The following is a 14,522-nucleotide window of genomic DNA, read 5'->3' as shown; positions in this document are numbered from 1 at the left end:
AAAAATAATTAGATAGAACCTTAAAAGCTAGTCCCGAATTAATTTCGGGAGACGAAACGCCAATTTACCGTCACCTCCGATACTCCGAGCAAGCGCTGAATTTATTTTGCTTCGCAGCTACTTCGTGGTCAGGGTCTGTTTAGCTAAATTAAGACCCAAAACTCACGTTAACTTAATGACATTGAGCGATAGTCTCAGTAAAAACTACTAAATTGACTTAAAATCGGCCTTTGTGGTAGCGATGTAATTGCATTAACTCTGGCTTCAAAGCAAAGGCGCAACCTATACCAATTGGTAGGTAGCCAATAATTTTCCCTTCATTTTGGTCGCTCACTTTTCAATAAAAAACGACCATAAATCACGTTAAATATCCTGTCCGTTAACCAAACAAATCACTGCTTAAATACCTATCTCCCCTATCGCATGCAATAAACACAATTAGGCCACTTGCTAATTCTTCAGCTAACTGCAAGGCACAATGAAAAGCACCGCCACTACTCATCCCGGCAAAAACACCCTCTCTTTTTGCCAATGCCCTTGCGGCAAATGTGGCATCTTGCTGCGAAACATCCATAATTCGATCTACCCTTTCAGGTTCATAAATTTTTGGCAAATATTCGATAGGCCAACGACGAATACCAGGAATAGACGAGTCCTCCGTAGGCTGACAACCTACAATTTGAATAGCGGGATTCTTTTCCTTTAAATACCTAGAATTGCCCATAATGCTGCCAGTAGTTCCCATACTACTTACAAAATGCGTAATTTTCCCTTCGGTTTCGCCCCAAATTTCTGGACCTGTGGTTTTATAATGCGCTAAATAATTATCAGGGTTAGCAAATTGATTTAACAAAAAATAGCCAGGCTTAGCACCTTTTTCCTCGGCATAATCTCTACAAATTTCTATAGAATCTAGTAAAGTTACCTTTGCGCCAAAGGCTTCCATGGTTAAAGTACGTTCTCTTGTAGAACTTGATGGCATGACCAATTCAATTTCAATACCGTAAATCGAGGCAATCATAGCTAAAGCAATGCCTGTATTTCCGCTGGTTGCTTCAATTAATTTCGTGTTTTGAGCCACTTCTCCCCGCTCCATTGCACTGCGTATCATATTTAACGCAGCCCTATCCTTTACACTTCCACCCGGATTATTCCCTTCTAGCTTAGCATAAATTTTAACATTGGGGTTGGTATTCAAATACCTTATTTCTGCCAAAGGGGTATTTCCAATACAATCTATAATGGTTTTCATATTTTTTTATAGTTTTACAGGTAATAACTGATTTAAGACGCTCCAACTTTTTTAACCATCGTCTAGTAAACTATCAACTATTCTTTTCCTTAATTTTAATTTCTGCCTGATGGTAAACTGTTGAGCCTTCTGGAATACTTTTAGTTAGCCAAACATTGCCACCAATAACACTATAATCGCCAACAAAAGTTTCTCCACCTAAAATGGTGGCACCAGAATAAATAATTACATGGTTGCCAATGGTGGGATGCCTTTTAGAACTAGATTTGGATTTATCTACACTTAGCGCACCTAAGGTAACGCCTTGATATAATTTCACATAATTTCCAATTACCGTGGTCTCACCTATTACCAAGCCTGTGCCATGGTCTATATACAAATATTCACCTATTTTGGCTGCCGGATGAATATCAATTCCCGTAGTAGTATGTGCATATTCGGTAATGATACGAGGAATATGCGGCACGCCCAACAAATGTAATTGATGCGCAAAACGATACATGGCAATGGCAAAAAATCCCGGATAGCACCTAATAATCTCGAACTCGCTTTTTGCCGCAGGGTCTCCCTCTACAATGGCCGTTAAATCTGTGGTTAGTTTCCTGTAAATTTCGGGTAAACAATCAAAAAAAGTCTCCGCAATCTCTCTATGCTCATTTTTACCACAACCTTTTGTAAATTTTAATATCAACTGCAACTCTTCTTTTAATTCAAAGAAAACGCCTTTTAATGCTTCTTGGTCATAATTGGTAGAAGCACCTCTCTCCGGAAAAATTAAGTTGAGCAGCGTTTGGGCCCAATGCGCAATAGTTTGGTTTGACGGTACTACTTGCTGCTGGTTTTGCCGTTGTATAATTGTATTTAAAAAATTTGTTTTCAAGGTTTTAAAAAAATAATATAGTAAGCTTACAAAGTTAGTATTTTATTCTGCTACAGTTGACATGCTAATATCAAATATATTACCGCTCCGATGGGTTATTTTAATACCGTATTTAAAAGTTGTTTAAATTTCACTCAACTCAAACACCTCCAAAAAAGCAAACCAAACAACACAAAAAACAACTGAAAATCAGATATATAAAAAAATATCAAAATATTATTTTGCATTAAAATAAAAAACTACCTATATTTGAAATATTATTTGGAAAGCCAAATAAAAATCAATTACCAATAGGTGTTGATTTATAAAGAAGTGGCGAGAGACAGGCTCACTGACCCACTGGCAACCCTCACAAAGAGAAGGTGCCAATTCCTGACCAACTAGCATGGTGCTTTTTGGAAATATAAATTAATAAGATGAAACTAATTAATTCAATTTCTTCAAGAAATACGTTTCCCCAATCGGTAGGTAAAAATACCTTTTACACTGCTATTAATTGTATTAGCATGCAATTTACCATGTGCATGTGCTACGGCATATAATTAATATCAAAATCTTCCATTTTGCAGCTTTATCCAAACTCGGAAGGTCCCACTAAAACGGGATACGCATTCTTACTATTATACAGCCAAAAGGCAAATCATAATTATATAAATCATTACCCCTAACTAAAAAAGAAAGAAACATGTCACAACAACATAAATTCGAAACATTACAAGTACACGCAGGCCAAGAAATAGATCCAGTAACAGGCTCTAGGGCAGTTCCTTTATATCAAACTACTTCGTACGGTTTTAAAAACTCTGAACACGGCGCTAATCTTTTTGCATTAAAAGAGTTTGGCAACATTTATACCCGCATCATGAACCCTACTACCGATGTTTTTGAAAAGCGTATTGCGGCCCTAGAAGGCGGTGTAGCAGCTTTGGCAGTAGCTTCTGGACAGGCAGCACAATTTATTGCACTAAACAACATTTTGCAAGCAGGCGATAATTTTGTTTCGTCGAGCCACTTGTACGGCGGTTCTTACAACCAGTTCAAGGTAGCTTTTAAGCGCTTGGGCATTACCGTAAAGTTTGCTGATGGCGACAACCCAGCAGATTTTGAGGCAAACATTGATGAAAACACTAAAGCTATTTATTTAGAAACCATTGGAAACCCATCGTTTAGCGTAATAGATTTCGAGCAAATTGCAACTATTGCGAAAAAGCACGACCTACCTTTAATTGTGGACAATACCTTCGGTGCTGCTGGCTTTCTATTTAAACCTATTGAACATGGTGCAAATGTGGTGGTAGAGTCGGCCACAAAATGGATTGGCGGGCATGGCACCAGCATTGGCGGTGTAATTGTTGATGGGGGCAACTACAATTGGGGCAATGGTAAATTCAGTCAATTCACCGAGCCATCAGAAGGCTACCATGGTTTAATTTTCAACGATGTTTTTGGACAAAATGGCCCATTTGGAAACATTCAGTTCATTATTAGAGCCCGTGTAGAAGGTTTAAGAGATTTTGGTGCCTCACAATCTCCATTTAATTCGTTTTTACTATTACAAGGTTTAGAAACCCTTTCGTTAAGAGTACAGCGCCATGTAGAAAATACTTTAGCACTAGCCAAATGGTTAGAAAACCATCCGGCAGTTGCCAAAGTAAATTACCCAGGTTTAGAGAGCAGCCCATACCATGCCAATGCTAAAAAATATTTATCTAATGGCTTTGGTGCTGTGCTAAGTTTCGAACTAAAAGGCAGTAAAGAAAACGCCATTAAAGTAGTAGATAACTTAAAGTTAGTAAGCCATTTAGCCAACCTAGGCGATGCTAAAACGTTAATTATACAACCAGCAGCTACTACGCACCAACAATTAAGCGATGCAGAACAATTGGCAGCCGGCGTTACACCTAGCTTATTAAGGGTAGCCGTAGGCATTGAGCACATCGACGACATTAAGGCAGATTTTGAACAAGCATTTGCTGCTTTAAATTAATTAACACATCTACCTATAGAAAAACACCAACATAACTACGCAAATGAGTACTTCATCAACATATAAACACCCTAAAATACTCAAATTAGAAAACGGAAAAAAACTTCGTAATCTCGAAATTGCATACCAAACTTTTGGCAAACTCAATGCAAAGAAAGACAACGTAGTTTGGGTTTGTCATGCCCTGACGGCAAATGCAGACGTACTAGATTGGTGGAAAGGTTTATTTGGCACCAAAGATTTGTTTAATCCCGATGAACATTTTATTATTTGCGCCAATATTTTGGGCTCTAACTACGGCACAACAAATCCATTAAGTACAAACCCTGTTACTGGCCAACCTTACTATTTGGCTTTCCCAGAGTTTACCATTAGAGATTTGGCCACCTTGCACCAACTATTGGCAGATCATTTAGGTATCGATAAAATTAAGGCGTTAATTGGTGGCTCCTTGGGCGGCCAACAAGCACTAGAATGGAGCATTAGCGGTAAAACCGAAATAGAAAATTTGATTTTAGTAGCTACCAATGCGGCCCATTCGCCTTGGGGAATTGCCTTTAACGAAAGCCAGCGTTTGGCTATTGCCACCGATAGAACTTTTTATGCCAATAAACCCGATGGCGGCCTAAAAGGACTAAAAACAGCCAGAAGCATTGCGCTATTGTCTTACAGAACTTACGAAGCCTACAACGAAACTCAACTAGAAAGTGTAAACGATAAAGTAACCGATTTTAGGGCTTCGTCTTATCAAAACTATCAAGGCGAAAAACTTTGTAAACGCTTTAACGCCTACAGTTATTGGTATTTAAGCAAAGCGATGGATAGCCACAATGTTGGCCGTGGCAGAAAAAGCATAGCCGATGCGTTGAAATTAGTAAAATCAAATACTTTGGTGATAGGTATTGAGAACGATATGCTCTTCCCTATTTCCGAACAACAGTTTTTAGCAAAACACATTAATGAGGCGCAATTTGCAAGCATCAAGTGTGCTTACGGACACGATGGCTTCTTAATAGAAACCGATAAATTAACGAACATTATCGGCAATTTTTTAAAAGAAAATGCCACCAAAAACAAAAAAGTAATTAAACTACAACACACCGCTTAGTATAAAGCAAAGGGCACAGGCATAAAGCGGAAGAAAAATGCTAATGCTTTATGCGCTATGCTAAAAATAAAGACACATGAGTAAGAAACTAAAAATAGGATTATTTGGATTTGGAGTTGTTGGACAAGGTCTTCATGACATTATCAAAGCTCAAAATCTTAATTTAGAAGTGGTAAAAATTGCCATTAAAAACCCCGAAAAGAAAAGAACTTTAGACGCACATCTTTTCACCACCTCTCACGATGAAATATTAAACAACCCAGAAATTAACACCATTGTAGAGCTTATTGACGATGCCGACGTGGCTTATCAAATTACCAAAAGAGCGTTAACAAGTGGTAAAAATGTAGTTTCGGCCAATAAAAAAATGATTGCTACCCATCTCGAAGAGTTAGTTCATTTACAAGAAAAGCACGGTACTTCTTTATTGTACGAAGGTTCGGTTTGTGGCAGTATTCCAATTATCAGAAATTTAGAAGAATACTACGATAACGAATTACTACATGGCATTAGTGGCATTTTTAACGGTTCTTCTAACTACATTCTTTCTAAAATATTTAACGAAGGTGCTAGTTACCAAGATGCACTAAAAGAAGCACAAGACCTAGGTTTTGCAGAAACAAACCCCATTTTAGATGTAGGTGGTTACGACCCGAAGTTTAAATTGGCCATTGCCACTGCCCATGCTTATGGTTTATTCATCAATCCTGATAAGATTCTTAACATTGGCATTCAAAATTTGAGCGATGCTGATATCCAATACGCAAAAGAAAAAAATTATAAAATTAAATTAGTGCCAACCGCAAGAAAAATAAGCACTAAACACATCATTGCTTTTGTATTGCCAAAATTTGTGAAGAGTGATGATTTCCTTTTCAACGTAGAGAACGAGTACAATGGCGTAACAGTACAGGCTGCTTTTGCAGATAAACAGTTTTTCTTTGGAAAAGGTGCCGGTGGGCATCCAACAGGCGCTGCCGTACTTTCTGATATTGCCGCACTTCGTTACGATTACCGTTACGAATACAAAAAATACCATCAAAAGAATGGCCTAATCCATACCGATAAAGTAAACTTAGAAGTTTACCTGCGTTACCAACACGAATATACCGTAGAAAAATTACAGGTTACAGATATTTCTGAGCGTTTCTCACGCAACGATTATAAGTATGTAATTGGGAATGTGAGCTTAAAGAGCTTGCTAGAAAATAAAGATATACTCGTAAACAAAGATGTTTTTATTGCCCAAACTGGCAGAATTACTTATAACGAACAAGATATTAAAGCTATAAGGGCAGAAGGAATATTAGCCAATTAAATTTTATATTGTTTTGTTTTGATACTAAAAACCCAGATGGATGTCTGGGTTTTTACGTTTTACGTGGATTTAACTATTAACTAAAGATTAATTAACTCAAGCATTAAAAACATTTGCCAAAACCTATTTTGTAACCGTTCCGCCAATCTTTAAATAATCATTCAAAGAAAACTGCATTTCTTTATTATTATAACCGAAGAAATACATCCTTAATATTAATTTTTGGTTAGCGTTTATATTTTGTAATTCTTTATAACCCGAGAGGTAAAGCTTAGATTGGGGCGTGCCTTTTTCGTCTATAACTCCTAAAGGAAAATCGTAGTTAGTTATTTCTTTAAAAGTTTTACCACCGTTTACACTAAAATGCCATTTGGTTTTCACTGTTTCATTTAGGTTTTTACCTAATTTTAAATCAATACTGGCTATGTTCAGTTTATAACCATCCGCTATAGAAAGTTCAATAGCTATAAACTGCTCATTATCTATTGCATTGGCTTTCACTTTCGTTGGTCGCAAAGCATTTAACAAAATTCTTCCAGCTCCTTTATGCTCAAGTTGTACACCTTTACCAGCATTAATTACCGCAGATTCTATTCCCTTTTCTATCCAACTAGATTTAATACTGTTTAAAGTATTTTCTGTCTTTTTCAGATCAAAAGTTAAAATATCCTTAGTTATCGTTAATGGATATAAGTCGGCAGGAGAATCGGAGAGCTTTACATTTCTAAAATTTTTTATACGATGAAAGGTAATCAAGTTAGCATCGTGATAACGAGCCCCATACCAGGAACTTCTGCTTACTAAAACAATGTCATTGCCTTCAAATTGCCAATCTGCATACTGGAAACCAAACACATCCCAAGTATTTAAAGGAGTACCCGCATTCCATTTCACAATATGATATTTTTCTTCCCAATTTTTTAAATCCTTAGAAGAATAAAGTGCTAATAAATTACGCTGATGCCAGTTTCCGTTATAAGTTTCTATAGATTTTTTATCGAAATAGGTAATTTTATTTACTGCTGTCCAATACAATTTAGATACAGGATCAAACCTAATGGTAAATTTTGTTTCTGCGCCAGGAAATAATACATATGCTGAAGGAGTACTGTCGAAAGATACCTTTTTACCATCATCAGAAACCGAAATTACAGCAGCCACTTCATGCCTCGGCTTGCCTGCCGCTGCCCCTTCCAATTCGTATTTTTGGTCTTTGCCCAGCCAAGTTTCCAAACGCATAAAGTCTATGAGTTTACCATTGGGCGCAACCACTACATTTCCTTCCAACCAATTTGGACGTTTGGCGTTAATCCATTTTTCCTCAAATCGTATAGAATTAGATCTTGTCCAACTCGAAGCTTTTAATAAATCGGCATCTACTGGCGCAGAAATTACCAACGCATGAAAGTCTCTATTTGGCTCATCACCAATTGTTTCTTCGTAAGCTCTCCAAATTCGTCCGTTATGTACCACAACAGGAACAGGCGCTGTATGATACCTACCTTTAAAGAGCAAACCATTATTTTCGTCCAAACCTTTTGTCCAACTATTGCCACCATCAGTAGATCTATAAATAATTATATCGCCAAAAGATTTACTTGTACCCATAATATAAAGCGCATCTTTATGTACAAAAAGACCACCCCAATGTCCAATATCAATTTTAGTTATAAACTTCCACGTCAGTCCTTTATCTGTGCTTTTATGTATGCCAATTCCCTTAGACATATCTTGCGATACTACATAACTGCCATCGGGCAATACCACAATGCTAGGCGAGTACATTCGCTCTTTAAAAGGATTTTTACTCTCTGCAACCACTATTCCAGGAAACTTCACTTGCGAAAAAGATGGAGCACCTACGAGTAAGAAAAAGGTTAAAGAAAAAAAAGTTCTAGCTAACGAATTAGCCATCATTATTGGTTTCATAAATTTCAAAATGGATAAACATCAAATATAACCAAACACATAGCTTCTGCCATTATGTTATCTTAGCCTATCAGAATAAGATATTAGCATAAACCAACAAGCTTCTTCACCTACTCTTAAATACGAATAGCATACTAATAAGCTGAGGGCAGTACTAGATATATAAAGGTATATTAGGGACAACGCACCAGTAAAGCTACAGTAAGGGCGAACTTGAGGTGGACTTAACGTGGATTTGAGGTGGACTTGTATAATATTGATGGATTTTGTTTTTAGGATGGGTGATCCTAAAATTGGAAGTAAAGTTAAATTACTAAAAAATTGCGACACAAGAATAAATAATTTCAAATTTGCTTTGGGATTTAAAGGGCTAAGAGTAACGTTATTTCTCACAACCTCAGTTAGATTATTATTCTATTGATTACCTGCTGTTCATTTTGCCAACGCACTTGTTCCGATTACAGATTTACAGATTGTTGTTGTTTTTAAGCAAAATTGAAGCGAAAGCTAATGGCTACAAAAAAGCTCCGCAAGAAACCCTGCGAAGCTCAATTTATATCATTCAAATAGTAGTATTAAGAAATTTCTCTGTTAATATCCCAGTTTTCTAAATAATCTGCCACACGGCGAACAAAAGAACCGCCCAATGCACCATCCACTACCCTATGGTCGTAAGATAACGATAAGAACATCATGTGCCTAATGGCAATCACATCTCCGTGTTCGGTTTCTAATACTGCAGGCTTCTTTTTAATAGCACCAACAGCTAAAATTGCCACTTGCGGTTGGTTAATTATTGGCGTTCCCATTACATTACCAAAAGAACCAACATTGGTTAAGGTAAATGTGCCATTCTGTGTTTCGTCTGGCTTTAATTTAGAAATACGGGCCCTATTGGCCAAATCGTTAACTGCTTTAGTTAAACCTAATAAATTTAATTGATCGGCATTTTTAATTACCGGTACAATTAAGTTTCCAGAAGGCAAAGCGGCAGCCATGCCAATATTAATATCTTTTTTCTTAATAATTTGTGTTCCGTTTACAGCAACATTAATCATCGGAAAATCTTTAATGGCCCTAGCAACGGCATCGACAAAAATTGGCGTAAAGGTAATTTTTTCGTTTTCACGCTGCTCAAAAGCTTTCTTCACTTTATTGCGCCAAAGTACCAAATTGGTTACATCGGCCTCAACAAATGAAGTAACGTGTGGCGAGGTATGCTTGCTCATTACCATGTGTTCGGCAATTAATTTTCGCATCCTGTCCATTTCTATAATTTCGTCGCCACCGCTTACACTTGTAGCCACTGGCGTTGCTTTTGGCTGCTCTTGTTGTTGAGGTGGTAATGAAGCGATAGGCTCTTTGGCTTTTGCCACACCGCCTTTTCTTTGTTGTATATAGCTCAGTAAATCTTCCTTAGTTAAGCGGCCTTCGCTCCCAGAACCTTTAATGCCATCTAGCTCTTCAACAGTAACTCCTTCTTCTTTAGCTATGTTTTTCACCAAAGGCGAGTAAAATCTATCTGAAGCTTTATCAGCTACATTAGTTTGAGGTGCCGTGTTTGCTGTAGGCAATTGACTAATACCCGGAATAGATTCTGCTACTGGTGCAGTGGTTACTTCCTCCACCTTTGTGGGTGGCTGTGGCGTTGGTACAGCTTCTGTTTGCGCACCATCTTCTAATTCTATAATGGCAATAACAGCACCTACTTGCACTACATCATCGGGCGAAAAAAGCTGTTTTACCAATTTTCCGGCTACTGGGGAAGGTACTTCAGAATCTACCTTATCTGTAGCAATTTCTAAAATAGTATCATCTAAACTAATATTATCGCCAGGTTGTTTAGTCCATTTAATAATGGTTGCTTCGGCAACACTCTCACCCATTTTTGGCAATAGCAATTCGTATTGAGCCATATTTTTTTAGTTAGTGTAAATTGTTTACGTTGGCAAAAATACGCTTTTTAATGCTTTACATTCAAATCTTGTTTCAACTGTAAAAAAAGCATCATTAAAGCGGCCATAGCCGAACGTTCTATATTTTGAACTCGTTTACTAGCAAAATTGTACAGTTTTGCTTTTAAGTCCTGTTTGTTTGCTACAGCTATCCATACGGTGCCTACTGGTTTTTCTTTAGTACCTCCATTTGGCCCAGCAATGCCCGTAACGGCTACGGCATAGTCTGTTTTAAAATTAGCAATAGCTCCTAAAGCCATTTCTTTGGCCGTTTGTTCGCTTACGGCACCATAGGTTGCTAAAGTTTTTTCCTTTACGTTTAATAAGCGTTGCTTTAACTCGTTAGCATAGGTTACCCCCCCTCCCTGAAATACCGCTGAAGAACCCGAATGTTGTGTAAATAAATGTGAAATATAACCGCCAGTACAACTTTCTGCTACCGAAAGTGTTAAGCCATGCTTTTCCATTAAATTCAGAATAGCTTTTTCAAAAGGTAAATCTTCGGTTATAACCACGTATTTTTCTATACGTTCAACAATTTTACGTGTATGAAGCATTACTTCTGCCAATAATGTAGCTTCGTTATCACCTGTAGCACTTAAGCGTAGCCTAACCTGCCCTAATTTGGGTAAATAGGCCAATTTAATGTATGATGGAAGCGCTTCTTCCAAGTCGGCAATCTGTTCTGCCAAAAACGATTCGCCCAACCCAGCAACAAGAATATTCTGATGAATAAGGATCGGTAGCTTAAAACGCTGTTTAATGCGTGGAATAATCTCATCTTCCATGAGGTATTTCATCTCAAAAGGAACACCGGGCATAGACACAATGATTTTACCATTATTTTCGAACCACATACAAGGTGCAGTGCCATTCTTGTTCATAATTACGGTGCAGCCCTCTGGCACTTCGGCTTGCTTTATGTTCACGTCAATCATTGGTCTATTCAGTTTTTCAAAAAACTGTTTTACATGTGCCAATGTTGGCTCGTCAATACGTAAAGGCATGCCAAAATACTTCGACAAGGTTTGTTTGGTAATGTCGTCTTTAGTTGGCCCTAAGCCTCCGGTAATTAGAATAATATCGGCCCGTCGCTGTGCTTCGTCTAAAGCATTGATAATATGTTGCGCTTCGTCCGAAATAGAACTGATCTGCTTTACTTTTACCCCAATCTCATTCAGCGCTGTAGCCATCCAAACAGAATTGGTATCTACAATTTGCCCGATTAGTATTTCGTCGCCTATGGTTATAATTTCTGCTAACACTTTGATTTAATTTTTTAGAAGTACGATTTACGATTTTTTGTTGAAACCACAAAAGACACAAAGAACACAAAACAGTTTTCGGACATCAGTCTTTTCCGACTTTACGGACTCCCTAATACCTTGTATAAAACCCTTTACGCTTGCTCAGTTTTAAATCTTGTAGTACAGATGCCTTTACTTTAATATCAATAGAATAACTTTGGTATGCGCCAAAAGGCACCCAACTGGCACTTAAATCCCAACAGTGCAGGTCTCTATAAATAGAAAATGATGTTTGGGATAGATTCTTAGCTTTAAAGTCATAGCCAGAAGTGTATTGTATCTTCCACTTTGGCGTCAAATTAAAATCGCCATTAAAGTTTAAGGTATTTGTAATAGATCTTGTTTCTGGCCGGCCTAAACTATTATTGTAATTAAAACTGTAAGAAAAAGAGAAGTTCCACGGAATGTTAAAATCAACAAAAGCATTAGGATCTCTGCTAATGGCATTTAATTGGTCTATTTGTTCTTGTGTTCTGGTTGATGGGGTATTCTGGTTATTTAGGTTATCTATATTTTCATTCCTTTTCTTAAAAGCTTCAGGGTTTAAGCTATAATCAAAAGAAAAATTTAGGCTAGTCATTCGTGGTAACTTACCATCTTTCCACACATACCTATCTATTTCTTGATAAGAATAAGTAGTGACCTTATTGACACCAGTACCTGTGGTATATTCTACCAAATCTACACTATATGGGCTAAATACACCACTAAAGTTAATGCCTAGTTTTTCGGTAAACTGCGAGCGGCCGCTAAAGTTTATTGGCGAAAGTTTTTTATTTACCCTAAACAGATCGTAACCGGTATTAAAAGTTAATCCTTGTAAAATGGCTAGTTTTCTTTCTCCAGTACCCGTTGTATCTTTTCTGTTGCGCACCTTTAGCTCTACGTTGTTATCTAACGAGAAGCCTACGCTTCCGCTCCTGTTTTGCGAAGGACCGCCATTCATAAACACCGAGTAGCGTACTGGGTTACCAAACTGATCTTTTACAAATTCGCCAGTTGGCACGCTCATGCCGGGTCTAATATCGTCGGTATAATATTCAGCAGGCAAGTAATAGCCATAGCTTTCTTTAGAGAAATCTGGTCGGTAGCTAAAACTAACGCTAGGAGTCATTACGTGTCGCATTGCCCTAATACTTCCGTCGCCTTTAAATTGTTTAACACCGTAAATTTTAGTTGACATAGAAGTGCTTAAACCATATTGCCCGCCACGCTTAAATCCATTTACAGTATCAGAACGTACTTCGTAGCCATTTCCAGCAGTACTTCTAATATACCTATTGCGCAAAGTTTTAAAATCCCACTTCTCATTATAATTTAAACTCGAAGAAAAATTTAGATACTTAAGTAAAGTAAATGGTAAACTAATGGGAACATTATGATCTACACTATTGGTAAAACTATTTAAGCCACTTTTAGAAAAGAGAATGTCTTCTTTTGTATTTACCCTATTGTAAGCACTCATACTGTAACCCACCGTTAAACGTTGGTACCACTTTGCTTCTCCCACTCTATTTTTAGAATCGAAAGGGCTAATGGTTGACATATTTAAGGCAATATCTGGCAAGGTTAAACTAATGGTTTTGCTTTCTGTTTCTTGCGAGTGCGTTAGTGCAGAAGTAAAGTTAAACAGTCCATCGCCAAATACCCTTCCATACGCAATACTAGAGCTCATGGTATTTTGAAGCATCCGCGTTTGATCGTAAGTACCGTTGCCCGCAGTAATGGAATTGTGGGCACTCGAACCTGCATTTACCGAAGCACTAAATGTAGTACCTGGCCTGGCATTGGCACCTTGACTATGGCTCCAGCCAATCATCACCGTTTTTCTGGGTTCGTACTCTGGTGTGCCTTCTAACCCATTACGGGTGCTCGAATAGCTTAAATTAACGTTGCCATTGTATTTATAACGTTTGGTATAATTAGAAACCAAGTTTAAATCGTAAGAGCCGTTGGTATATATGTTACCCATTAAGCGGGCATCCATATAATCATTAAATGCCATATAGTAACCACCTCCGGTTAACGAAAAACCTTTAGTGGCATCTTCTCCGGGTGTTGGCAAAATAAAACCAGAAGATTTCTTATTGGGTTTCGGAAAAAAGGCAAAAGGCAAACCAAGTGGCATCGGAATATCCTCAAACTTCATGTAAACTGGCCCCGCAATAATATGATTTTCTGTGGCAATGCCCTTAGAAATTTGTATGCCAAAGTGTGGATGTGGTAAATTACAAGTACTAAAGGTAGTACCATGCACATGAAACTCATTATCGGGCTGCATTTTTGTTTTACCTCCCGAAAAAAAACCACCTTCCTGCTCGGTAAATACACCGTTTACTATTCCTTTTCCAGTTTCTGTATTATAGCTCAATGAGTCGGCCATGGAAGAGCCCTGACCTTCAGTTTTAAAAATTGGGCGGCCATGATATTTGCCTTTGCTATCGTTTGTACCTCTGGCAAAAATTACTTTATTTTTATTGTCGAACCGAATAAATTCGGCATCTAACTCTAGTCCTTGGTATTTTATTCTAGCCCCGCCATAGAGGTATTGGATTTCGTTCTTACGGTCTAAAACAACCGAATCTTTGGCGTAATACTCTAGCTTCGAGTCTAGACTACTCTTTTTCATCACTTTTTTAGTAGTGTCTCTTTTGGCGCTATCTGTTTGTTGAACCACTGTTTGAAAAAAAACAGTTTTAGTAGATGCAAAAACTTTATTATCAGCCACTAAGGCCAAAAACACATAAAAAGCTAAAAAAATGAGTTTATTTAAAAGTTTCAAATTT

The 14,522-nt window shown here is 37.6% G+C and carries 9 protein-coding genes and 1 riboswitch; of the genes, 3 read left to right on the top strand and 6 right to left on the bottom strand.

Going from position 1 to position 14,522, the window contains the following annotated elements; genetic code table 11:
- Positions 1–379 precede the first annotated feature (379 nt).
- Both cysM and B3I52_RS06085 read right to left on the bottom strand, forming a co-directional pair.
- Positions 380–1,252 (bottom strand): cysteine synthase CysM, encoded by an 873-nt coding sequence (cysM, locus tag B3I52_RS06090; protein WP_293299548.1) that lies wholly within the window; start codon positions 1,250–1,252, stop codon positions 380–382.
- Positions 1,253–1,325: 73 nt separating this feature from the next.
- Positions 1,326–2,132, bottom strand: coding sequence for a serine O-acetyltransferase (locus B3I52_RS06085; RefSeq protein WP_293299547.1), 807 nt, complete (start codon positions 2,130–2,132; stop codon positions 1,326–1,328).
- A gap of 299 nt (positions 2,133–2,431) precedes the next feature.
- A riboswitch (SAM riboswitch) is annotated at positions 2,432–2,542 on the top strand.
- A 275-nt stretch (positions 2,543–2,817) separates the two neighbouring features.
- On the opposite strand from B3I52_RS06085, the gene B3I52_RS06080 reads away from it, so the two are divergent.
- From B3I52_RS06080 to B3I52_RS06070, 3 genes are all read left to right on the top strand, one after another.
- The gene (locus B3I52_RS06080; RefSeq protein ID WP_293299546.1) at positions 2,818–4,119 is read left to right on the top strand and encodes an O-acetylhomoserine aminocarboxypropyltransferase/cysteine synthase family protein; all 1,302 of its coding nucleotides are present in this window, start codon (positions 2,818–2,820) and stop codon (positions 4,117–4,119) included.
- Positions 4,120–4,162: 43 nt separating this feature from the next.
- Entirely contained in the window at positions 4,163–5,227 is a 1,065-nt protein-coding gene (locus tag B3I52_RS06075; RefSeq protein ID WP_293299545.1) for a homoserine O-acetyltransferase family protein, read from the top strand.
- Positions 5,228–5,303: 76 nt separating this feature from the next.
- Positions 5,304–6,545 carry a homoserine dehydrogenase gene (locus B3I52_RS06070; protein ID WP_293299544.1) on the top strand — a complete coding sequence of 414 codons (1,242 nt, stop codon included), beginning with the start codon at positions 5,304–5,306 and terminating at the stop codon, positions 6,543–6,545.
- A gap of 123 nt (positions 6,546–6,668) precedes the next feature.
- Here B3I52_RS06070 and B3I52_RS06065 read toward each other — a convergent pair whose 3' ends face one another.
- The 4 genes from B3I52_RS06065 to B3I52_RS06050 all read right to left on the bottom strand — a co-directional run bounded on the left by B3I52_RS06065 (position 6,669) and on the right by B3I52_RS06050 (position 14,518).
- Positions 6,669–8,474 (bottom strand): sialidase family protein, encoded by a 1,806-nt coding sequence (locus tag B3I52_RS06065; RefSeq protein ID WP_293299543.1) that lies wholly within the window; start codon positions 8,472–8,474, stop codon positions 6,669–6,671.
- A gap of 575 nt (positions 8,475–9,049) precedes the next feature.
- Positions 9,050–10,390 (bottom strand): dihydrolipoamide acetyltransferase family protein, encoded by a 1,341-nt coding sequence (locus B3I52_RS06060; RefSeq protein WP_293299542.1) that lies wholly within the window; start codon positions 10,388–10,390, stop codon positions 9,050–9,052.
- A 47-nt stretch (positions 10,391–10,437) separates the two neighbouring features.
- Positions 10,438–11,694, bottom strand: a complete 1,257-nt coding sequence (locus tag B3I52_RS06055; protein ID WP_293299541.1) for a competence/damage-inducible protein A — start codon at positions 11,692–11,694, stop codon at positions 10,438–10,440.
- 112 nt (positions 11,695–11,806) lie between these two features.
- On the bottom strand, positions 11,807–14,518 hold the full coding sequence (locus tag B3I52_RS06050; protein ID WP_293299540.1) for a putative LPS assembly protein LptD: 2,712 nt from the start codon (positions 14,516–14,518) through the stop codon (positions 11,807–11,809).
- Between the last annotated feature and the right edge of the window lie 4 nt (positions 14,519–14,522).

Origin of the sequence: Pedobacter sp. UBA4863 (genome assembly GCF_002399615.1) — a bacterium.
Taxonomy (GTDB): domain Bacteria; phylum Bacteroidota; class Bacteroidia; order Sphingobacteriales; family Sphingobacteriaceae; genus Pedobacter.
Note: the sequence above shows the minus strand (reverse complement) of the source record. Positions and strands in the feature narration are given on the sequence as shown.